Raw genomic sequence first — 22,487 nt, 5'->3', positions numbered from 1 at the left:
AGCCGAAGCCGATCCAAAGCCGGGGCCGAAGCCGCCCCCAGTGCCCACCATGTCCGCCCATCCGCGCCGCCACCCGGGCCGCTGGTGTAGCATGAGCGGCCTTCTCCGGCGATCGCCGGTTCGACACCCCTGCGCGACTACGATGCTGAACGGCCTGCTCCTCTTCTTCGACGATTTCGCGCGCTTGCCGCCCGCGGTGCAGTACGCGTTCGTCGTGGCGTTCGGTCTCGTCATCGGCAGCTTCGTGACAGTGGTCGTCCATCGTCTGCCGATCATGCTCGAGCGCGACTGGCAGGCCACCGTCGAAACGTATCTCGACGAAGCACAGAATCATCGTGCGCCGGATGCCGTACCGGCGCGCACGGCCGCCCCGCACGGATCGAGCTACAACCTCATGCGACCGGGATCGCGTTGCGATGCGTGCGGCCATGGGCTGCGCGCCTGGGAAAACATCCCCGTGCTCAGCTATCTGGTGCTGCGCGGACGATGCAGCGCGTGCCACGCGCCGATTTCCGCACGCTATCCGCTGATCGAGCTCTCGACCGGCCTGATCGCGGCGCTCGCGTGGTGGCGCTTCGGACCGGGCATGCTCGCCGTCGCGGCCTTCGCGTTCGGCGCCGTCTCGCTCACGCTGGCCTGCATCGATTGGGACACGCGTTTACTACCCGATTCGATCACCTTGCCCTTCCTCTGGGCCGGTCTGCTGGTCAATCTGAACCCGACGTTCGCGATGCTCGGCGATGCCGTCATCGGCGCGGCGGCCGGTTATCTGTTTCTTTGGGCCATTTATTGGGGCTTCTGGTGGTTGCGGGGCATCGAAGGCATCGGGCTCGGCGATCTCAAGCTGTTTGCGGCAATCGGCGCGTGGCTCGGCTGGGGAGCGCTCGTCCAGGTCCTCGTGCTCGCGTCGCTCGGCGGCGCGATCGTCGGCGTCGCCTTGCTCGCGACGCGGCGGCTGCGCCGCGACGAGCCGTTGCCGTTCGGCCCGTTTCTCGCGATCGCGGCCTGCGTCACGCTCTTCGTCGGCACGCCGCTTTGGCCGATGATGTCGTTGCATGGGCTTGGAGGACTCGGCGGTTGAACACGGTATCCGAACCCACACACGCGCGCGCCGCCTTCTCGGTCGGCTTGACCGGCGGCATCGGCAGCGGCAAGACGCTCGTCGCGAACCGGCTCGCGGAACTCGGCGCATCCGTCATCGATACCGACGTCCTGGCGCACGCGATTACGGCGCCGGGCGGGTCGGCGATGCCCGCGATCGAGGCCACCTTCGGTGCCGACTTCGTCACGGCCGAAGGTGCGCTCGATCGCGCGCGGATGCGCGCGCTCGTGTTCAGCGACGACAGCGCGCGGCGCAAGCTCGAAGCCATCACGCATCCGCTGATCCGCACGGCGTGCGAGTCCGCCGCGCATGCGGCAACGGGCCTCTATCGGGTGTTTGTCGTGCCCCTGCTCGTCGAATCGGGAAGCTGGCGCTCACGTGTGAACCGCATCCTCGTCGTCGACTGCGACGTCGAAACCCAGATCCGACGGGTCATGGCGCGCAATGGGTTTGCACGTGAACAGGTCCAGTCGATCATCGATCGTCAGGCGACGCGCGCACAGCGGCTCGCCGTCGCGGACGACGTCATCGAAAACGACCACGCGAGTCCCGGCGCGGTCCTTGAGGCAGTCGACGCGCTGCATACGCGCTATCTGGCGCTGAGCGCGGCCGCTTAGCGCAGGTTCGCCCGCGCGGCGCGGGGAGCCGCGCTGCGCGCCGTCGTTGCGACTCGGCCACTGGCGGCATTAGAATGACGAAACTTTTCAACCCCAGACCTGGCAAAGGCGAGCATTGATCCTTTACGAGTACCCGTTCAACGAGCGAATCCGAACGCTGTTGCGGCTCGAAGATCTGTTCGACCGCTTCGCATTCTTCCTCCATCAGGAAGACCCGCGCGAACATCACGTCGCGCTGACGACGCTATTTGAAATCTCGGAAGTGGCGGGACGCTCCGATCTCAAGTCGGATCTGCTCAAGGAACTCGAACGCCAGCGCGTCACGCTGACGCCGTATCGCGGCAATCCCGAGATCGAACAGACGACGCTCGAGGCCGTGCTGGGGGAAATCGAAGGCACACTCGCGAACCTGAACCAGATGCAGGGCAAATCGACCCAGCATCTCGCCGACAACGAGTGGCTCACGAGCATCCGGAGCCGCGCGATCATCCCGGGCGGCACCTGCCGCTTCGATCTGCCCTCGTACTACGCGTGGCAGCAATTGCCGGTCGAGCAGCGCCGCAACGATATCGCGAAATGGGTCATGCCGATGCTCGCTTTACGCGATGCGGCCGCGATCGTGCTGCGACTCGCACGCGAGTCGGGTCAGTCGGCCAAGGTCATGGCCGTCCAGGGCAGCTACCAGCAGATGCTGTCGGGCCGGACCTATCATCTGATGCAAGTCCGCGTCCCGTTCGAAGCGCGCGTGATTCCCGAGGCCAGCGCCAACAAATATATGCTTTGGGTAAGATTCACGACGCAGGGCGGCGATCTGAGACCGCGCGCCGTCGACCACGATATTCCGTTCGAACTGACGCTCTGCACCCTGTAAGCGCTCTACCCGCGACGCCCGACGCCCGCCGCGGCGCGGCCCGCGATCGGGAGACCCCATCATGACGACGTTTGTGAATTGCCCGACCTGCAGCAAGAGACTCGAATGGTCGCCGCTCAATGCGTTTCGGCCCTTCTGCTCGGAACGCTGCAAGCAGATCGACCTTGGCGCATGGGCCGCCGAGAAATACACGATTCCCGGCAAACCCGCGGACACGCTCCCGGAAGACACCGAACACAGCGATCTGAACTAAGACGGCGCGCGCCCACCGCCCGCGGGAATCGTGCGTTCGAATCCGGCCTGTCCGAGAACGGACCGGAGCACCGCCCGCGCCTGTCCTGGCGAACACCGAACGCCGCTGACGATGCCGACGCGCGATACGGCCTCTGGCGGCGTCCGCGACTGACTGCGCTGACGCCGGCCAGTCACCGACGTCCGCCCGCATCGCGCCCGCGTTCCTACCCCTGATCGAGCCAGTCGACGACCGGAATCGTCGCGGGCAGCAGCGGATCGACCGTGATCGGCTTGCGTTGCCAGGAAAACGCCTGGCCTTCGCGGCCGACGAGTTCGCCGTCCCACATCCTGACCTTGCAGAAGTGAAGTCGCACGTAGGCGTGCGGATAATCGTGTTCGAGCACGCGCCAGCGCTCGCAGTCGGCGATCGTGATGCCGAGTTCCTCGTGGAGTTCGCGTCCGAGCGCCGCTTCGACGGACTCGCCGGCTTCGAGCTTGCCGCCCGGAAACTCCCAATACCCTTCATACGGTTTGCCGGCCGGCCGCTGCGCAAGCAGAAACTGTCCGTCCGGCCGCACGAGGATGCCGACGGCGACCTCGGTCACCGGCCGGCCGTCGGCCGCACGTTCGGCCGCCGGCTTCGTGTCGTCTGCGTTCGCCTCACGCATCGCTCATCCCTGGGCCCGGCCCGACCAGTCGCGCGAGAATTGCCAGGCGACGCGTCCCGAGCGTGACCCCCGTTCGAGCGCCCAGATCAGCGCGTCGCCGCGCGCGGCTTCGACATCGGCATCGCTGCGACCGAAGTGCTTCATCCAGTGCGCGACGATCGCGAGGTAATCGTCTTGCTTGAACGGATAGAAGCTGACCCACAAGCCGAACCGCTCGGACAACGAGATCTTCTCCTCGATGACCTCGCCCGGATGAATTTCACCGTCGCTCGTGTGCTTGTACGTCTCGTTGTCGCTCATGTACTCGGGCAACAGGTGGCGCCGGTTCGACGTCGCATAGATCAGCACATTGTCCGACTGCGCGGCGACCGACCCGTCGAGCGCGACCTTGAGCGCCTTGTAGCCCGACTCGCCCTCTTCGAACGACAGGTCGTCGCAGAAGACGATGAAACGTTCGGGACGCGTCGCGATGAGGTCGACGATGTCGCCGAGATCGTGCAGATCGTCCTTGTCGACTTCGATCAGACGCAGCCCCTGGTCCTTGAACGCATTGAGGCAGGCCTTGATCAACGACGACTTGCCCGTGCCGCGTGCGCCCGTGAGCAGCACGTTGTTCGCCGGTTGGCCGTTGACGAACTGCCGCGTGTTCTGCTCGATCAGTTGCTTCTGACGATCGATGTTCTGCAAATCGCCGAGCGCGATCAGCGACGTATTGGGCACGGCTTGCAGATATCCGCGGCCCTGGCGCGTGCGCCAGCGGAATGCGACAGCCGAATCCCACGCGACATCAGGCGCGGCCGGCGGAAGCATCGCTTCGACGCGCGCGAGCAGTTGCTCGGCGCGCGTCAGAAATTGTTCAAGCTTGTCCATCGAGAAATCCCAACCCGGTATGCAGGGCCCGACGACGTCGGGCCGATCCTCAGGAGCGGTAATCGGCGTTGATGCTCACATAGTCGTGCGAGAGATCGCACGTCCAGATCGTCGCCTCCGCGTCGCCGCGCCCAAGGCGCAGACGCACGGTGATTTCCGCCTGCTTCATGACGCGCTGGCCATCTTCTTCGCGGTAGTCGGGGTTGCGTCCACCGTGTTTGGCGACGAGCACGTCGTCGAGGTACAGATCGATCCGGCTGACGTCGAGATCGTCGACGCCCGCGTAGCCGACCGCGGCCAGGATCCGGCCGAGATTCGGGTCCGATGCAAAGAAGGCGGTTTTGACGAGCGGCGAATGCGCGATCGAATACGCGATCTTGCGGCATTCGGCGACATCCTTGCCGCCTTCGACCTGAATGGCGATGAACTTGGTCGCGCCCTCGGCGTCACGCACGATCAGTTGCGACAGCGTCTGCGCGTGGGCCGTCACGGCGTCGCGCAGCGCCACGTACGCCGGATCGTCGGTCGACGTGATCGCGGGCAGCGACGCGCGGCCCGATGCGATCACGATGAACGAGTCGTTCGTCGACGTATCGCCGTCGACCGTCACGCAGTTGAACGAGCGATCGGCGACGTATTGAACGAGCGCGTCGAGCACGGGCTGCGCGATCTTCGCGTCGAGCGCGAGGAAGCCGAGCATCGTCGCCATATTCGGCTTGATCATGCCCGCGCCCTTGCTGATGCCCGTCATCGTGATCGTGTGGCCGTCGATCGTCACGCGCTTCGAGGCCGCCTTGGGTAGCGTATCGGTCGTCATGATCGATTCGGCAGCGACAAACCAGTTCGCCGCCTCGCGATGCGCGAGCGCGTCGGGCAGCGCGGCCTTGAGTCGATCGACGGGCAGCGGTTCGAGGATCACGCCCGTCGAGAACGGCAGGATCTGCTCGGGCTTGACGCCCGTGAGACGAGCGAGTTCGGCGCACGTCTCGCGCGCATGGGCCAGGCCCGGCTCGCCCGTGCCGGCATTCGCATTGCCCGTGTTGATGACGAGCGCGCGGATGCCGCCGAGCGCGGGCGCCTTCGCGAGATGCTCGCGGCACACGATGACAGGCGCCGCGCAAAACCGGTTCAGCGTGAATACGCCGGCGACGCTCGCGCCTTCCTCGACCGAGATCACGAGCACATCCTTGCGGTTCGGTTTGCGGATATGACCCTCAGCCCAGCCGAGCGTGACGCCGGCGACCGGGTGAAGTTGAGCGGGATCGATCGAGGGGAAATTGACGGGCATCGTTGTGCGCTTCGATTCGAGCGGACCGTGATCCGCCGAACGACGGCACGGCCCTGTGAAAAAAAACCGCAGCGTCGCTGCGGGGATGGTGTTGCCGCGCCTCGCGCCGTCAGGCAAGCGCCGCTCGCGCGAGGCAGCGCGGCGAATCGGTACGGCGCGCGCCCCGCCTCGGGCGGAGCGCGTTCAGCATCATGACAGCTTACCGTGACACTGCTTGTATTTCTTTCCGCTGCCGCACGGGCACGGATCGTTACGGCCGACCTTCGGCAACGCGACGTGCGAATCGGCGCCTGCCGCCGCACCGCCCGCCGCCTCGGCAGCCGCGACCGCTCCCGCGGACAGCGCGGCGACGGCAACCGCGTCGTCGGACTCGACGGCCGCGGTCGCTTCGTTGAAATCGGCGTGCTGGAACTGCACGTGTTCGAGACGACCGCCGTTTTCCTCGAGTTCGTCCGCCGCGTCCTCGAGCTGCTGCGCCGACTGGATCTGCACGTTCATCACGATCCGCGTGACTTCGAGCTTGATCGTGTCGAGCAGCGCCGCGAACAATTCGAACGCTTCGCGCTTGTATTCCTGCTTCGGATTCTTCTGCGCATAGCCGCGCAGATGGATGCCCTGACGCAGATGGTCGAGCGCGGCGAGATGTTCACGCCAGTTGCGATCGAGCGTCTGCAGCATGATCGAACGCTCGAAGTTGCTGAATCCTTCGCGCCCGATCAAGCCGACCTTCGCGTCGTACGCCTGCTCGGCCTGCGCCGTCACCAGCTCGACGATCTCGTCGTCGTCGATCGTGTCGGCGGACTGCACATGCTCGGCGAGCGCGAGATCGAGCTGCCATTCGTCGCGCAGCAGTTGTTCGAGACCCGGCAGATTCCACTGCTCCTCGATGCTGCCTTCGGGCACGTAGTTGCGCGTCATCTCGGTAAACACGGCCTGGCGCATCGCGAGGATCGTGTCGGAGATGTCGGTCGCTTCGAGCAACTCGTTGCGCTGCTGGTAAATCACCTTGCGCTGATCGTTCGAGACGTCGTCGTATTCGAGCAGTTGCTTGCGAATATCGAAGTTGCGCGCTTCGACCTTGCGCTGCGCCGATTCGATCGAGCGCGACACGATACCCGCCTCGATCGCCTCGCCGTCCGGCATCTTCAGACGATCCATGATCGCGCGCACGCGATCGCCCGCGAAGATGCGCAGCAGCGGATCTTCGAGCGACAGGTAGAAACGCGACGAGCCCGGATCGCCCTGACGGCCCGCGCGGCCGCGGAGCTGGTTGTCGATCCGGCGCGATTCATGGCGTTCGGTCCCGACGATATGCAGGCCGCCCGCGGCCTTGACCTGTTCGTGAAGCGTCTGCCATTCGTCGTGCAGCGTCTGGATCCGCTCGGCCTTCTCGGCGTCGGGGATCGTCGCGTCGGCCTCGATGAACGCGGCTTGTTTCTCGACATTGCCGCCGAGCACGATGTCGGTCCCGCGGCCCGCCATATTCGTGGCGATCGTGATCATCTTGGGCCGGCCGGCCTGCGCGATGATCTCGGCCTCGCGCTGGTGCTGCTTCGCGTTGAGCACCTGGTGCGGCAGCTTGGCCTGGTTCAGCAGATCGGACAGCAGCTCCGAGTTCTCGATCGACGTCGTGCCGACGAGCACGGGCTGGCCGCGCTCGTAGCAATCGCGGATATCGTTGATGACCGCGTTGTAGCGCTCGCGCGCCGACTTGTAGATCTGATCCTGCTTGTCGATCCGCTTGGGCGGGCGATTCGTCGGGATCACGACCGTCTCGAGGCCGTAGATCTCCTGGAATTCGTAGGCCTCGGTGTCGGCCGTCCCCGTCATGCCCGAAAGCTTGCCGTACATCCGGAAGTAGTTCTGGAACGTGATCGAGGCGAGCGTCTGGTTCTCGTGCTGGATCTTGACGTGTTCCTTGGCTTCGACGGCCTGATGCAGGCCTTCGGACCAACGGCGGCCCGACATCAGGCGGCCCGTGAACTCGTCGACGATGACGACCTCGCCGTTCTGCACGACGTAATGCTGGTCGCGATGGAACAACGTCTGCGCGCGCAGCGCCGCATAGACGTGGTGCATCAACGTGATGTTCTGCGGCGCGTAGAGGCTTTCGCCGGCGCCGATCAGCCCCCACTGGGCGAGCAGCGCTTCGGCCTTCTCGTGACCGCGTTCGGTCAGGAACACCTGGCGCGCCTTTTCGTCGAGCGTATAGTCGCCCGGCACTTCGACGCCCGTCCCGTCGGCCTTCTCCTCGCCGATCTGACGTTCGAGCAGCGGCGGCAGATCGTTCATCCGGACGTAGAGTTCGGTGTGATCCTCGGCCTGGCCGGAGATGATCAGCGGCGTGCGCGCTTCATCGATAAGGATCGAGTCCACTTCGTCGACGATCGCGAAGTTCAGCGCGCGCTGAACCCGTTGCGTCGTGTCGTAGACCATGTTGTCGCGCAGGTAATCGAAGCCGAACTCGTTGTTCGTACCGTACGTGATGTCGGCGCCGTAGGCCTGCTGCTTCTGGTCGTGCTCCATCTGCGACAGATTGATGCCGACGCTGAGCCCGAGGAAGTTGTAAAGGCGCGCCATCCATTCGGCGTCGCGCTGCGCGAGATAGTCGTTGACGGTCACGACGTGCACGCCATGGCCTGACAGCGCATTCAAATAAGCCGCCAGCGTCGCGACGAGCGTCTTGCCCTCGCCCGTGCGCATTTCGGCGATCTTGCCGTAGTGAAGCACCATGCCGCCGATGAGCTGCACGTCGAAGTGGCGCATCTTGAGCACGCGGCGGCTCGCTTCGCGGCAGACGGCGAACGCTTCGGGCAGCAGACGATCGAGCGTCTCGCCCGATGCGACGCGCTGGCGGAACTCGACCGTCTTCGCGCTCAGTTGCTCGTCGCTGAGTTGCTCCATCTGCGACTCGAGCGCATTGATCGCGACGACATTTTTCTGATATTGCTTGATCAGGCGCTGGTTGCGGCTGCCAAAGAGCTTTTTAAGAACACCGGAAATCATCGGATCGTCTGCGTCGTGGCGCGCCTTCGCGCCCCGCCGGCTTGGCCTCGGGGTTTGCAAAAGCGGGATTTTATCACGCCGTACTCACGAGGCTTTGCCTCAAACGGCCGAACCTGCGGGGTGTCGGGGAACTTTTACGCAGGTCGGCACGGCACTCGCGATTACAATGATTCCATCCCGTGAAAAATCAAGAATCGGTGGTCCGCGTCATGGTTGATTCGACGTTTCCGCGCTCCATGCGCACGCCGCGCGCCGGCATGCGCGCGAAACCGTCCGCGCGCGCTGTCGGCGACCTGCTCGGCGAGACCGAAGCGCTCGCGGCATTGCGCGCCGGCGTGCGCCAGGTCGCCGCGCTCGAACGCGACCTCGCCGCGATATTGCCTGACTATCTCGCACCGCATGTGACAGTCGGCACGATCAAGGGCGAGGTGTTGACGGTGTTTGCGGGACACAGCGCGCTCGCCGCCCGCTTGCGCCACCTCGAACGCGGGCTCGTCCAGTCGCTCCAGCAACGCGGCTGGCCGATCGGCGGGTTCAAGGTCAAGGTGAAGCCGACGGTGCCGCGCGAAGTCGCGGCCAAGCAGGCGAAGGTGTCGGCGGCCGGCGTCGCCTGCCTGAGCGCACTCGCCGCCGGACTCGAACCGTCTCCGCTGCGCGACGCGATCGAACGCATGGTGGCGCGGCACGCGCGGTAAAGCCGATCGTTCTGTGAGTTCTGTGGCCCCAAAAACAATGCCCCGCGATGCGGGGCATTGTTTTTGATGCTTTGCATCCGGTCCGCGCGGGACCGGCTTCGCTTAGGCGAAGACCTTAGGCGAAGACGGCCTGCGCGTCGTATTCGAAGCCGCGCGGGGCGCTCTGGGCGTCCTTGAACGTCACGATCTCGTACGCGTCTTCGCGCTTGAGCAATTCGCGCAGCAACGCATTGTTGAGGCCGTGACCCGACTTGTAGGCCGTGTACGAGGCGAGCAAGGGATGTCCGATCACGTACAGATCGCCGATCGCGTCGAGCATCTTGTGCTTCGCGAATTCGTCGTTGTAGCGCAGCCCGTCGCTATTCAGGATCCGGTACTCGTCGAGCACGATCGCGTTTTCCATGCTGCCGCCGCGCGCGAGCCCGATTTCGCGAAGTTGTTCGAACTCATGCGCGAAACCGAAGGTCCGTGCACGCGAAATCTCGCGCACATACGAGGTGTCGGCAAAATCGACCTCGCACTCTTGCCCCGTCCGATCGACAGCCGGATGACGGAAATCGATCCGGAACTTCAGATGGAAGCCGAAATACGGGTCGAGACGCGCGAATTTGTCGCCCTCGCGAATCTCGACCGGCTTCGTGACCTTGATGAACTTCTTCGCCGCATCCTGCTGCTCGATGCCCGCCGATTGGATCAGAAACACGAACGACGCTGCGCTGCCGTCCATGATCGGGATTTCCTCGGCCGTCACATCGACGTACAGATTGTCGATCCCGAGGCCGGCGCACGCCGACATCAGGTGTTCGACGGTCGACACGCGCGCGCCATCGCGCTGGAGCACCGACGCGAGACGCGTATCGCCGATGCTCTCAGCCCGAGCCGGAATCTCGACAGGCTGAGGCAGATCGACGCGTGTAAAGACGATGCCGGTATCCGGACCCGCGGGACGCAATGTCAATTCGACCTTGCGACCCGAGTGGATCCCGATGCCGACCGCCTTGACGATCGATTTGATGGTTCGCTGCTTCAGCATGTCAGACTCAATTGACTCTATAAATAATCGCAATCGCGATCGATTTCTTAATAGGCACTAGTATAACCGATTCAGGCACCGCTGCCGTTTCCAACTGTTTCCCGCGTTTACGACCGCGATGTGACCACGATATGACCGCGGTGCAACTGCGCTGCGATCCTTGCGCGGATGTCGGCGGCGACCGCCCGTTGCCTCGTCTGCCGGCCGGGCCCGTGAGCCTGGCATGTATTGCGCCGGTCGTCCGAACGGAGGCACGTCGGACGACCGGACACTTCTTCTGATGCACTTCTACTGCGCGTCACCGCGAGAGCAGCAAGCTCCATACCGCCTGGCCCTCATTCCGCGGCCGGCGAGTCTTACCCGCTCCTGCACCTTGCCCGAGGCGCACGAACGGTGCTGTTCACGATGCCCGGCGTGCGGCGTCCCCGGTGACTCCGCAACACCCCTCGTCGGGCGGCTCAGATCCGGACTGCACCCATCGGGTGCCGCCGCGCGCTGCGCCGACGCATCGATACCACCTGTCCTTCACCCTGCCGAACCGTCTCAGTCCGCCTGCTTGCGCAGGAACGCAGGGATATCGTACGTGTCGACACCCTTTTCCTGCAGTGCGGCGACGTGCGATGCGGCCGTTTCACGCGTGCTGCGCCAGACCGCAGGCGTTTCGAGCGCGCCGTAGTCCGTCGAAACCGCGGGTTGGTGGCTATGCATCATGGCGTTGACCGGCATATTGTCCGTACCGGTCTTGAGCAACGTCATCGGCGCGGCCATCGTCTTCTTCGCGGCGCGGCCAAGGCCCGTCGCGACAACCGTCACGCGCAGCGCATCGCCCATCGCGTCGTCATAGACCGTACCGAAGATCACCGTCGCGTCGTCCGCGGCGTAGCTCTTGATCGTGTTCATGACTTCGCGCGTTTCCGACAGACGCAGCGAACGGCTGGCCGTGATGTTCACGAGCACGCCGCGCGCACCCGAGAGATCGACGCCTTCGAGCAGCGGGCTTGCGACCGCCTGCTCGGCCGCGAGACGCGCGCGATCGACGCCGGCCACCGTCGCCGTGCCCATCATCGCCTTGCCTTGCTCGCCCATCACCGTCTTCACGTCTTCGAAGTCGACGTTCACGAGACCGTCGACGTTGATGATTTCGGCGATGCCGGCCACGGCGTTATGCAGCACGTCGTCGGCGCATTGGAAGCATTTGTCCATCTCGGCATCGTCGCCCATCACCTCGAAGAGCTTGTCGTTCAACACCACGATCAGTGAGTCGACATGCTCTTCGAGAAGCTGGGAACCGGCTTCCGCAACGCGCATACGCTTGCCGCCTTCGAATTCGAACGGCTTCGACACGACGCCGACCGTCAGAATCCCCATTTCCTTCGCGATCTGCGCGACGACCGGCGCCGCGCCCGTGCCCGTACCGCCGCCCATGCCCGCGGTGATGAACACCATATGCGCGCCGCGCAGCGAGTCGGCGATGCGCTCACGCGCTTCTTCGGCCGCGGCACGGCCCATATCGGGCTTTGCCCCCGCGCCGAGCCCCGTCTTGCCGAGCTGGATCGCGGTCTGCGACTTCGAGCGCGCGAGTGCCTGTGCGTCGGTGTTCATGCAGATGAACTCCACGCCTTGCACACCGCGGTTGATCATGTGCTGGACGGCATTGCCGCCCGCACCACCAACGCCGACGACCTTGATGATCGTGCCGTTGGTTTCCGTTTCCAGCATTTCGAAATCCATTGAGTGCCTCCGTCAGATTGAAAAATCCCGGCCGTTAGTCGAAAGGGAATCGGGCAATTCCCCCTCGCGCGCCGGTCGCCGCCCACCGGCGCTGCTATTCCAAAAAATGTGCGCGCATCCTCGCCGCACGCGTATTGCAACGTACGTCCCGCTTGCCTGTGCACCTGTACACCGCATACGGAACGACGGACGACAACTGCCGTGCTGCCCACTTCATGATGCGAACGGCCTCCTGCTCGCCGTCTGATGCACACCGCGCGAACCCCACGCGGTGTCCTGCCGAAACTGAGTGATGCCGGTCACGCCACCTGCCACTGCGACTGCGTCTCCAACCGCGACTCCCTGCCGCCTGCTGCCTGCCGTCGCTCGTCTTCCGTGCGATCGCGCGCACGGCGCGACGATCAGAAATTGCCGAGAAACCATTCCTTCATACGGGTCCAGACCTGATTCGCCGAACCGGACTGCACCGCGACCTTGCGCCCGCGCATGCGTTGCGAGCGCCCTTCGAGCAGCAGCCCCATCGCCGTCGAGTAGCGCGGATTGCGCACGACGTCGGCCAGGCCGCCTTCGTATTCGGGCACGCCGATCCGGACCGGCTTGAGGAAGATGTCCTCGCCGAGCTCGGCCATGCCGTCCATCGTCGCGGCGCCGCCCGTGAGCACGATCCCCGACGACAGCAGTTCCTCGTAGCCCGATTCGCGGACCACCTGATGCACGAGCGAGAACAACTCCTCGACGCGCGGCTCGATGACGGCTGCGAGCGCCTGGCGCGACAACACGCGCGGACCGCGCTCGCCGAGCCCCGGCACCTCGATCATTTCCTCGGGATCGGCAAGCGCCTGCTTCGCGATGCCGTGACTGACCTTGATGTCCTCGGCATCGGGCGTCGGCGTGCGCAACGCCATCGCGATGTCGTTCGTGATCTGATCGCCCGCGATCGGGATCACGGCCGTGTGCCGGATCGAACCCTCGCTATAGATCGCGATATCCGTCGTGCCGCCGCCGATATCGACGAGCACCACGCCGAGTTCCTTCTCGTCTTCGGTCAACACGGCCAGGCTCGACGCGAGCGGCTGCAGTATCAGGTCGTTGACCTCGAGGCCGCAGCGCCGCACGCACTTGACGATGTTCTGCGCGGCCGACACGGCGCCCGTCACGATATGGACCTTGACCTCGAGCCGGATGCCGCTCATGCCGATCGGCTCGCGCACATCCTCCTGACCGTCGATGATGAATTCCTGCGTGAGGATATGCAGCACTTGCTGGTCGGTCGGGATGTTGATCGCCTTCGCGGTCTCGATGACGCGCGCGACGTCGGCCTGCGTGACTTCCTTGTCCTTGATCGCGACCATGCCGCTCGAATTGAAGCTCCGGATATGGCTGCCCGCGATCCCCGTGAAAACGTTGGTGATCTTGCAGTCGGCCATCAGTTCGGCTTCTTCGAGCGCGCGCTGGATCGACTGGACCGTCGCCTCGATATTGACGACGACGCCCTTCTTGAGCCCCTTCGAGTCGCTCTGCCCGAGTCCGATGACCTCGTAGTGGCCCTCGCCCTTGAGCTCCGCCACGATGGCGACGACCTTCGAGGTCCCGATATCGAGGGAGACCAGCAGGTCCTTGTAGTCTTGTCTCATAGCGTATGACTCGTCGCGTGTGATGCGTGCGGCAAGCGCTTCACGGTCTGGATCGCGTTCATTGCCTCACCCCTTGTTGCTTCGGCGCCGCATGGGCCGGTTTGCCGATGGTTTTGACCGGATTTCCGGTATTGCCCGGCGGTTTCGCGGCAGGCTTCGCCGGCGCCGCGGCTTTCGCGGCCGCCGGCTTGGCCGCCGCGTCGTCGTCGGCGATCTGCATGCTCGCGCTGCGCACCGCGAATCCGTTCGGATAACGCAGGTCCGCGTACTCGATGTCCTTGCCCCACCGTTGCGTCGTCTGGTCCCACGACGACACGAACCGCTGCGCACGGCTCGCGAGCGTCTGCGCATTGCGCTCGCGACCGAACTCGACCTGCAGTCCGTTCGACAACTTGACCGTCCACGCATAGCGCGGCGACAGCGTGACCTCGACCGGCTTCGCGTGCAGCGGCGCGAACCACGTCGCGAAGTCGTGATACCGAGCAACGACGTCCTGCTCGCTGCCCTCGGGTCCGTCGAACGCGGGCAGCTCGCCGTCGGCCTCGGCCTGGTTCGCCGTGAACAACTCGCCGTCGACGCTGACCATCCGGTCGTCGCCCCAGGTCCCGAGCGGCTTGTATTCGTCGAGATCGACAGCCAGCGTGTCGGGCCAGACGCGCCGCACGCTCGCATGCCGGACCCACGGCATCGACTCGAACGCCGCGCGCGCCGTTTCGAGATTCACCGTGAAAAAGTTGCCCTTCAGATGATCGACGACCGTCTGCCGGACCGTCAGCGCATTGATGTGCGATGTGTCCCCGTCGATCTGGATCGCATGCAATGCAAACGTCGGCCGCTCGGACATCCAGCGCGCACCCGTGCCCAATACGGCGAGCACCACCAGCGCATAGAGCGCGGAGGCGATCATATTGAGTTGGCGGACGTTATGCCACATCGTTGCGTTGCTGTCGGTCAGGTTTCGTTACTTTATGTATCCGCGCCACATACGATTTGCATGTCGGCGTGCGGTCTTCATTCATTTCGACTTCGCTTGCTGCCCATTCGACTGCGCTTTCGATTGCACCTTCGACTGCCCGGCTCCGGCGGCGCGCTTGCGCGTGCCGCCGATGCCGTCTCATGCTTTACGCGGTCACATCGAGCGTCTGCGCGAGCACCTCGAGGACGAGATCCGGATAGCTGATGCCGACGGCCCGCGCGGCCTTCGGCGGCAGCGAGTGGTCCGTCATGCCCGGCGCCGTGTTGACTTCGAGGAAATACGGATTCCCGCTCGCATCGAGCATGAAGTCCGCACGCCCCCACCCGCTGCATCCGAGCACCTCGAACGCGCGGCGCGCCAGCGCCTTGAAGCGCGCCTCGTCGGCCTCGCCGACGCCGCTCGGAATCAGGTACTGCGTGTCGTTCGCGACGTACTTCGCGTGGTAGTCGTAGAACTCGCCCGCCGGCACGATCCGGATGATCGGCAGATCGAGATCGCCGGCGATCGAGACCGTGAATTCACCGCCGCCTTCGATGCTCTTCTCGACGAGCACGATCGTGTCGAAGCGCGCGGCCTCCTTGAGCGCATCGGCGAGCGCGTCGGCCGACTTGACCTTGATGACGGCCACGCTCGATCCCTCGCTCGCGGGCTTGACGAACAACGGCAGTCCGAGCTTCGCGACAAGACCGTCGACGCGCGACGCATAGTCCTCGCCGCGATGGACGACTTCGAACGGCGGCGTCGGAATACCCGTCTGTTGCCAGATCAGCTTGCTGCGGAACTTGTCCATGCCGAGCGCCGAACCGAGCACGCCGGTGCCGCTATATCGAATGCCGAGGAATTCGAGCGCGCCCTGCAGCGCGCCGTTCTCGCCATATCCGCCGTGCAAGGCGTTGAACACGCGCTCGAACCCTTCGCGCTGCAAGTCGAACAACGGCCGCTCGGCCGGATCGAACGCGTGCGCGTCGACGCCGCGCTCGCGCAGCGCGGAAAGCACCAGCCGGCCCGAGTTCAACGACACCTCGCGCTCCGCCGACTCGCCGCCCATCAGCACGGCCACTTTCCCAAAGAGTTTCGGATCCACTGCTTTCATCCCGATGTTCTATCCACTGACTGATCTGCTTGATTCCACACAGCACGGACGGAACGCACCGCGCGCCCCGCCATCCTGTCCCGCTTGTCCCAACGCGCGCGGCCGCGGTATGTCGACCGCGGCCACCCGTGCGTCCTCAGACTTTCTGTTCCTGCGCAAGCTTGCCCGGCACGGTGCCGATCGAGCCCGCGCCCATGGTGATCACGACATCGCCGTCCTGCACGAACGCAGCGAGCGCGTCCGGCACCTCATCGACGGTTTCGACGAACACCGGCTCGACCTTGCCCGCGACACGCAACGCGCGCGCGAGCGCGCGTCCGTCCGCCGCGACGATCGGCGCTTCGCCGGCCGCATAGACTTCGGTCAGCACGAGACCGTCGACGGTCGAGAGCACCTTGACGAAATCCTCGAAGCAATCACGCGTGCGCGTGAATCGGTGCGGCTGAAACGCGAGCACGAGGCGACGCCCCGGAAACGCGCCGCGCGCCGCGGCGACCGTCGCGGCCATCTCGACCGGGTGGTGCCCGTAATCGTCGATCAGCGTGTAGCTGCCCTGCGCCGTCGCGACTTCGCCATAGCGCTGGAAACGCCGGCCCACGCCGTTGAACTCAGCGAGCGCCTTCTGGATATCGGCATCCGCGACCTCAAGTTCAGTCGCGATCGCGATCGCGGCGAGCGCGTTCTGCACATTGTGTGTGCCCGGCAGATTCAATTCGACCTTGAGCGGCGCGGCTTCCTCGCGCAACACCGTGAAATGCATCTTGCCGTTGCGCGCCACGACGTCGGTCGCGCGAACCTGCGCATCCTGCGCGAAGCCGTAGCGAATGATCGGCTTCGAGACAAACGGCAGGATCTCGCGCACGCTCGGATCGTCGACGCAGAGCACGGCGATGCCGTAGAACGGCAAGCGATGCGTGAACTCGATGAACGCCTGCTTGAGACGCGCGAAGTCGTGACCATACGTATCCATATGATCCGCGTCGATGTTCGTGATGACCTCGATCACCGGAAACAGATTGAGGAACGACGCATCCGACTCGTCGGCCTCGGCGACGATGAAGTCGCCCGTGCCGAGCCGCGCGTTCGCGCCCGCGCTGTTGAGCCGGCCGCCGATCACGAACGTCGGATCGAGTCCGCCCGCGGCGAGCACGCTCGCCACGAGGCTCGTCGTCGTGGTCTTGCCGTGCGTGCCCGCGATCGCGATGCCCTGCTTGAGACGCATGAGCTCGGCGAGCATCACCGCGCGCGGCACGATCGGCACACGCCGCTGACGCGCGGCCAATACTTCGGGATTGTCCGAACGCACGGCCGTCGACACGACGACCGCGTTCGCGCCGTCGATATTCGCGGCATCGTGTCCGAACGCGACGCGCGCGCCGAGCGCGGCGAGGCGATCGGTCACCGCGCTGCGGCCGAGGTCCGATCCGCTGACCTGATAACCGAGATTCAACAGGACTTCGGCGATACCGCTCATGCCGGCGCCGCCGATCCCGACGAAGTGAATGTTCTTGACGATGTGCTTCATAGAGGTTCCTTGCGTTGCGCGACGGCGGCGCAGACGCCTGCGACCGCATCGGTCGCGTCGGGCTTCGCGCGCTCGCGCGCATGCCCGGCCATTTCCGCGAGACTGTCGCGCGTTTGCGCGCCGATCCAGTCCGCGAGACCGTCGACGGTCAGCTCGCGTTGCTGGATCAACAGCGCGCCGCCCGCGTCCGCGAGAAAACGGCCATTGCTTGTCTGGTGATCATCGACCGCATACGGGAACGGCACGAACAGCGCGGCCACGCCGACCGCGGCGATTTCGGCGACCGTCATCGCGCCCGAACGGCAGATGACGAGGTCCGCCTCTGCGTAGGCGCTGGCCATGTCGTCGATAAACGGCACGAGCTCGATGTTCGGATCGTCGCCGAGGCCCGCGTTGTCGTAGGCGGTCTTGAGCGCGCCGATATGACGCGCGCCCGCCTGATGCACGACGTGCGGCCGCGCCTGCGCGGGCAGCTTCGCGAGCGCGAGCGGCACGACTTCATTAAGCGCGGCGGCGCCGAGACTGCCGCCGACGACGAGCAGTTTCAAGGGGCCGCTGCGGCTCGCATACCGTTGCGCGGGCGCGGGCATCTCCGCGAGTTCGTCGCGAATCGGGTTGCCCGTCCACTCGGCATGCGGCAACGCGCCCGGAAACGCGACGAGTACGCGCTTGGCGAGTTTCGCGAGCACCTTGTTCGCGAGTCCCGCGATCGAGTTCTGTTCGTGCAGCACGAGCGGACGCCCCGTCAGCGCGGTCATGATGCCCGCCGGGAACGTGATGTAGCCGCCCATGCCGAGCACGACGTCGGGCTGGATCCGGCGCAATACGCCGAGACTCTGCCAGCACGCGCGCAGCAGATTGAGCGGCAGCTTGAGCTTCGTCACCGCGCCCTTGCCGCGCACGCCGCCGAAGCGCACGAACTCGATCGGAATCCCGTGCTTGGGCACGAGCGTCGCTTCCATGCCCGACGGATTGCCTAGCCAGACGACGCGCCAGCCCTGCGCCTGCATCCGGCGAGCGACCGCGAGCCCCGGGAACACATGTCCTCCGGTGCCGCCGGCCATCACCATCAGCGTGCGCGCGTGACTCATACCTGACCTCCGCGCATGAGCACCCGATTCTCGTAATCGACGCGCAGCAGCAGCGCGATCGAGACGCAATTGAGCACGAGCCCCGACCCGCCGAACGAGACGAGCGGCAAGGTGAGGCCCTTGGTCGGCAGCAGGCCGAGATTCACGCCCATGTTGATGAAGGTCTGCGCGCCGATCCAAAGGCCGATGCCTTTCGCGACGAGACCCGCGAACACGCGATCGAGCGCGAGCGCCTGACGGCCGATCTCGAACGCGCGCCGCACGATCCAGTAAAACAGCAGGATCACGATCATCACACCGACGAAGCCGAGTTCCTCGCCGATCACGGCGAGAATGAAGTCGGTGTGCGCCTCGGGCAGATAGTTGAGCTTCTCGACGCTGCCGCCGAGACCGACGCCGAACCATTCGCCGCGGCCGAACGCGATCAGCGAGTGCGTGAGCTGATAGGCCTTGCCTTGCGCGTACTGTTCTTCCCACGGATCGAGATACGCGAAGATCCGCGCGCGCCGCCACGGCGATGCCCAGACGAGCAGGCTGAACGTGCCGACCGCGGTCAGCACGAGACCGCCGAACAGCTTCGCGTTGACGCCGCCGAGAAACAGCAGGCCCATCGCGATCGCCGCGATGACCATGAACGCGCCCATATCGGGTTCGAGCAGCAACAGCGCGCCGACCGCGCCGACCGCGAAGGCCATCGGCAGGAAGCCCTTGCTGAAGCTGTGCATGAAGTCCTGCTTGCGCACCGTGTAGTTGGCCGCGTAGACCGTGACCGCGAGCTTCATGATTTCCGACGGCTGCATGTTCGTGATGCCGAGCGGAATCCAGCGGCGCGCGCCGTTCACGCCTTTGCCGATATGCGGCACGAGCACGATCACGAGCATCAGCAGCGAGACGACGAAGAGCCGCGGCGCCCATTTGTCCCACGTGTTGATCGGCGTGCGGAACGCGAAGACGGCCGCGCCGAGGCCGATCACGATCGACACGATATGCCGCAGCAGAAAGTGGTTCGTCGTATAGGTCGAATACTTCGGCGAATCGGGCATCGCGATCGACGCCGAATAGACCATCACGAGTCCGAGTCCGAGCAGCGCGATGACGACCCACATGAGCGTGTGGTCGTATTCGAGCATCGTCGAACGCGTGGGGCTGATCCGGTTCAGTCCGCTGCCGACATCGGCGCCGCGCCGCGCGGCCGCGCCCGCGCCCATACCCGACGACGACGACATGCCGCCGGTGCTGGTCTGCGCCGCCGTGCCCACGCGATCCATCACACGCTGAATGAAGCTCATAGGACCATCCCCTGATCCGCCGCGATCTCTTCGACCGTCGATTTGAATACCTGCGCGCGATGCGCGTAGTTCCGGAACATGTCGAGGCTCGCACACGCGGGTGACAACAGCACCGCGTCGCCGGCTTCGGCGATCGCGGCGGCCGCGCGCGTCGCGGCTTCGAGCGTCGCATGGTCGTGCAGCGCGACCCCCGTCTCGGCGAGCGCCGCGCGCAACGGCGGCGCGTCGCGGCCGATCAGCATGACGGCGCGGCACCAGCGCGCGACGGGCGCCGCAAGCGGCGCAAAGTCCTGGCCCTTGCCGTCGCCGCCGAGAATCAGCACGACACGTTGCGCGAGGCCGTCGAGCGCGGCGACCGTCGCGCCGACGTTGGTCCCCTTGCTGTCGTCGACGAAATCGACGCCGTTGAGCGTCGCGATCGCTTCGACGCGGTGCGGCTCGCCGCGATACTCGCGCAGCGCATGCAGCAGGGCGGCGAGCGGCAAATCGATGGCGCGCGCGAGCGCGAGCGCGGCCAACGCATTGGCCGCGTTGTGCAGGCCGCGGATGCGCAAGGCATCGGCGGGCATCAGGCGCTTGATCGCGATCTCGGGCGCGGGACCCGCGCCGCGGCGGCGGCGCGTCGACGTCGATTCGGGCGGTGCGTCGGCCTGATCGACCGCATGCACGAGCCAGGCGAGCGCCGACTCGCGCAGCAGACCGAAGTCGCCCGCATGCGCGGGTTCGTCCAGGCCGAACGTGACCGCGCGCGCGCCGTGTTCGGCGGCTTCCGCGTCGGTGAGACCCGCGTGTGCGAGCGCCATCACGCGCGCGTCGTCGCGATTGAGCACGCGGATCGTGCGCTTGCCGAAAATCCGGCCCTTCGCGGCCGCATAGGCATCAAGACCGCCATGCCAGTCGAGATGGTCCTGCGTGATATTGAGCACCGCGGCCGCATCGGGCTCGAACGTATGCGCGGTTTCGAGCTGGAAGCTCGACAGTTCGAGCACCCAGACCTCGGGCAGTGCGGTCGAATCGATCGCCTCGGTCAGCTTGTCGAGCGCGGCGGGACTGATATTGCCCGCGACCGCGACGGTCTTGCCCGCGCGCCGGCACAGCAGCCCCGTCAGCGAGGTGGTCGTCGTCTTGCCGTTCGTGCCCGTGATCGCGAGCACCTTCGGCGCGTAGCCGCTCTCGCCGAGCGCACGCAGCGCCTGCGCGAAGAATTCGAGTTCGCCCCAGACCGGAATGCCGCGCTCGCGCGCCGCGTCGAGCAGCGGACGCAGATCGTCGGCAAGCGGCGAAAGGCCCGGGCTGATCCCGACGAGTTCGATGCCGTCGTCGAGCAGCGCGGGCGTGAACGGTCCTCCGATGTAGTCGGCGCGCAGTCCTTCTTCGTCGAGCGCAGCGCGATTCGGCGGCGCCTCGCGCGTATCCGCAACGCGCAGCCGGCAGCCATGGCGCGCGCACCAGCGCGCCATCGCGAGGCCCGATTCCCCAAGGCCCAGCACCAGGACTGACGGTCGTTGCAAATGGCCGAACATCGTCAAACTTTTCCTCAGTTGCGCGTGCCGTTCGCGCGGCACGTCCGATCGATCATGTGGGTCGCGCGGTTCAGCGCAGCTTCAACGTCGAGAGCCCGATCAGCACCAGCATCAAGGTGACGATCCAGAAGCGCACGACGACCTGTGTTTCCTTCCAGCCCGACAATTCGAAGTGGTGATGCAGCGGCGCCATCTTGAAGATGCGCCGGCCTTCGCCGAAGCGCCGCTTCGTAAACTTGAACCACGAAACCTGGAGCATCACGGACAGCGTCTCGACGACAAAGATCCCGCCCATGACAAAAAGAACGATCTCCTGGCGGACAATCACGGCAATCGTGCCGAGTGCGCCGCCGAGCGCGAGCGCGCCGACGTCGCCCATGAAGACCTGCGCGGGGTGCGTGTTGTACCAAAGGAAAGCGAGTCCCGCGCCCGACATCGCGGTGCAGAAGATCAGCAGTTCGCCCGCGCCCGGAATGTGCGGGAACAGCAGATATTTCGAGTAGACGGCGCTCCCCATCACGTAGGCGAACACGCCAAGACCGCTGCCGACGAGCACGACGGGCATGATCACGAGACCGTCGAGACCGTCGGTCAGGTTCACGGCGTTGCTCGATCCGACGATCACGAAATAGGTCAGCGCGATAAAGCCGAGCGTGCCCAGCGGATAGCTGATCGATTTGAAGAACGGCAGCATGAGGTCGGTTCGCGCGGGCAGTTCGAGCGAGAACCCGCTGTGCACCCACGCCATGAACAGGTCGAACACGCGCGCGTTGTTCGCCTCGGACACGCTGAACGCGAGATACACGGCCGCGAACAGGCCGATGACCGACTGCCAGAAATACTTTTCGCGCGACGCCATGCCGCGCGGATCCTTGTGGACCACCTTGCGATAGTCGTCGACCCAGCCGATGAGGCCGAAGCCGAACGTCACGAGCAGCACGATCCAGATGAAGCGATTCGTCAGATCGGCCCAGAGCAGCGTCGCGACGGCGATCGCGATCAGCACGAGCACGCCGCCCATCGTCGGCGTACCCGACTTGATCAAATGCGTCTGCGGGCCGTCGGTCCGCACCGCTTGCCCGACCTTCATCGCGGTCAGCTTGCGGATGACCCACGGGCCGCAGACGAGACCGATCGCCAGCGCGGTGATGGCGGCCATCACCGCGCGGAACGTCAGGTAGTTGATCACGCGCAAGAAGCTTGCATCCGTCTGCAGCCATTGCGCCAGAGCCAATAACATC

The 22,487-nt window shown here is 65.3% G+C and carries 19 protein-coding genes; 5 read left to right on the top strand and 14 right to left on the bottom strand.

Annotation, left to right across the window (positions count from 1 at the left end; translation table 11 throughout):
* Nucleotides 1-142: 142 nt before the first annotated feature.
* The 4 genes from D7S86_RS21115 (at nucleotide 143) to D7S86_RS21100 (ending at nucleotide 2,843) form a co-directional block, all read left to right on the top strand.
* Nucleotides 143-1,081 carry a prepilin peptidase gene (locus D7S86_RS21115; protein ID WP_121089025.1) on the top strand — a complete coding sequence of 313 codons (939 nt, stop codon included), beginning with the start codon at nucleotides 143-145 and terminating at the stop codon, nucleotides 1,079-1,081.
* Nucleotides 1,078-1,719: a dephospho-CoA kinase gene (coaE, locus tag D7S86_RS21110; protein ID WP_121089023.1), complete on the top strand. Its 642-nt coding sequence runs from the start codon at nucleotides 1,078-1,080 to the stop codon at nucleotides 1,717-1,719. The genes D7S86_RS21115 and coaE overlap by 4 nt, the downstream gene beginning before the upstream one ends.
* Nucleotides 1,720-1,834: 115 nt before the next feature.
* Nucleotides 1,835-2,590, top strand: coding sequence for a cell division protein ZapD (gene zapD, locus D7S86_RS21105; RefSeq protein WP_121089021.1), 756 nt, complete (start codon nucleotides 1,835-1,837; stop codon nucleotides 2,588-2,590).
* A 61-nt stretch (nucleotides 2,591-2,651) separates the two neighbouring features.
* Nucleotides 2,652-2,843 carry a DNA gyrase inhibitor YacG gene (locus tag D7S86_RS21100; RefSeq protein ID WP_121089019.1) on the top strand — a complete coding sequence of 64 codons (192 nt, stop codon included), beginning with the start codon at nucleotides 2,652-2,654 and terminating at the stop codon, nucleotides 2,841-2,843.
* Between the two features lie 205 nt (nucleotides 2,844-3,048).
* Here the strand turns inward: D7S86_RS21100 and D7S86_RS21095 are convergent, their stop codons facing one another.
* From D7S86_RS21095 to secA, 4 genes are all read right to left on the bottom strand, one after another.
* On the bottom strand, nucleotides 3,049-3,492 hold the full coding sequence (locus D7S86_RS21095; RefSeq protein ID WP_121089017.1) for an NUDIX domain-containing protein: 444 nt from the start codon (nucleotides 3,490-3,492) through the stop codon (nucleotides 3,049-3,051).
* Nucleotides 3,493-3,495: 3 nt separating this feature from the next.
* On the bottom strand, nucleotides 3,496-4,362 hold the full coding sequence (locus tag D7S86_RS21090) for an ATP-binding protein (RefSeq protein ID WP_121089015.1): 867 nt from the start codon (nucleotides 4,360-4,362) through the stop codon (nucleotides 3,496-3,498).
* Nucleotides 4,363-4,411: 49 nt separating this feature from the next.
* Entirely contained in the window at nucleotides 4,412-5,650 is a 1,239-nt protein-coding gene (gene argJ, locus D7S86_RS21085) for a bifunctional glutamate N-acetyltransferase/amino-acid acetyltransferase ArgJ (RefSeq protein ID WP_121089376.1), read from the bottom strand.
* 189 nt (nucleotides 5,651-5,839) lie between these two features.
* Nucleotides 5,840-8,656: a preprotein translocase subunit SecA gene (secA, locus tag D7S86_RS21080; protein WP_121089013.1), complete on the bottom strand. Its 2,817-nt coding sequence runs from the start codon at nucleotides 8,654-8,656 to the stop codon at nucleotides 5,840-5,842.
* A gap of 236 nt (nucleotides 8,657-8,892) precedes the next feature.
* Between secA and D7S86_RS21075 the strand changes: the two genes are divergently transcribed.
* Nucleotides 8,893-9,351 (top strand): DciA family protein, encoded by a 459-nt coding sequence (locus D7S86_RS21075; protein ID WP_121089011.1) that lies wholly within the window; start codon nucleotides 8,893-8,895, stop codon nucleotides 9,349-9,351.
* A gap of 115 nt (nucleotides 9,352-9,466) precedes the next feature.
* On the opposite strand, the gene lpxC is transcribed toward D7S86_RS21075, so the two are convergent.
* From lpxC to mraY, 10 genes are all read right to left on the bottom strand, one after another.
* Nucleotides 9,467-10,384, bottom strand: coding sequence for a UDP-3-O-acyl-N-acetylglucosamine deacetylase (gene lpxC / locus D7S86_RS21070; RefSeq protein WP_121089009.1), 918 nt, complete (start codon nucleotides 10,382-10,384; stop codon nucleotides 9,467-9,469).
* A gap of 543 nt (nucleotides 10,385-10,927) precedes the next feature.
* Nucleotides 10,928-12,115 carry a cell division protein FtsZ gene (ftsZ, locus tag D7S86_RS21065; RefSeq protein ID WP_121089007.1) on the bottom strand — a complete coding sequence of 396 codons (1,188 nt, stop codon included), beginning with the start codon at nucleotides 12,113-12,115 and terminating at the stop codon, nucleotides 10,928-10,930.
* A gap of 401 nt (nucleotides 12,116-12,516) precedes the next feature.
* Nucleotides 12,517-13,749: a cell division protein FtsA gene (gene ftsA / locus D7S86_RS21060; RefSeq protein WP_121089005.1), complete on the bottom strand. Its 1,233-nt coding sequence runs from the start codon at nucleotides 13,747-13,749 to the stop codon at nucleotides 12,517-12,519.
* Nucleotides 13,750-13,807: 58 nt separating this feature from the next.
* Nucleotides 13,808-14,683, bottom strand: coding sequence for a cell division protein FtsQ/DivIB (locus D7S86_RS21055; RefSeq protein ID WP_121089002.1), 876 nt, complete (start codon nucleotides 14,681-14,683; stop codon nucleotides 13,808-13,810).
* A 187-nt stretch (nucleotides 14,684-14,870) separates the two neighbouring features.
* A complete protein-coding gene (locus D7S86_RS21050; protein WP_121089000.1) occupies nucleotides 14,871-15,818 on the bottom strand; it encodes a D-alanine--D-alanine ligase in 948 nt (315 codons plus the stop codon).
* A 136-nt stretch (nucleotides 15,819-15,954) separates the two neighbouring features.
* Nucleotides 15,955-17,343, bottom strand: coding sequence for a UDP-N-acetylmuramate--L-alanine ligase (gene murC, locus D7S86_RS21045; protein ID WP_121088997.1), 1,389 nt, complete (start codon nucleotides 17,341-17,343; stop codon nucleotides 15,955-15,957).
* A complete protein-coding gene (gene murG, locus D7S86_RS21040; RefSeq protein ID WP_121088995.1) occupies nucleotides 17,340-18,434 on the bottom strand; it encodes an undecaprenyldiphospho-muramoylpentapeptide beta-N-acetylglucosaminyltransferase in 1,095 nt (364 codons plus the stop codon). Before murG ends, murC begins: the two co-directional genes overlap by 4 nt.
* The gene (gene ftsW / locus D7S86_RS21035) at nucleotides 18,431-19,642 is read right to left on the bottom strand and encodes a putative lipid II flippase FtsW (protein ID WP_240648339.1); all 1,212 of its coding nucleotides are present in this window, start codon (nucleotides 19,640-19,642) and stop codon (nucleotides 18,431-18,433) included. The genes murG and ftsW overlap by 4 nt, the downstream gene beginning before the upstream one ends.
* Before the next feature lie 77 nt (nucleotides 19,643-19,719).
* Nucleotides 19,720-21,246 carry a UDP-N-acetylmuramoyl-L-alanine--D-glutamate ligase gene (gene murD / locus D7S86_RS21030; RefSeq protein ID WP_121089372.1) on the bottom strand — a complete coding sequence of 509 codons (1,527 nt, stop codon included), beginning with the start codon at nucleotides 21,244-21,246 and terminating at the stop codon, nucleotides 19,720-19,722.
* A 70-nt stretch (nucleotides 21,247-21,316) separates the two neighbouring features.
* Complete coding sequence (mraY, locus tag D7S86_RS21025) at nucleotides 21,317-22,486, bottom strand: phospho-N-acetylmuramoyl-pentapeptide-transferase (RefSeq protein WP_121088993.1); 1,170 nt, start codon at nucleotides 22,484-22,486, stop codon at nucleotides 21,317-21,319.
* Nucleotide 22,487 lies beyond the last annotated feature (1 nt).

It is taken from the genome of Pararobbsia silviterrae (genome assembly GCF_003628125.1).
GTDB lineage: Bacteria > Pseudomonadota > Gammaproteobacteria > Burkholderiales > Burkholderiaceae > Pararobbsia > Pararobbsia silviterrae.
This window is presented reverse-complemented; position numbering and strand designations above follow the sequence as displayed.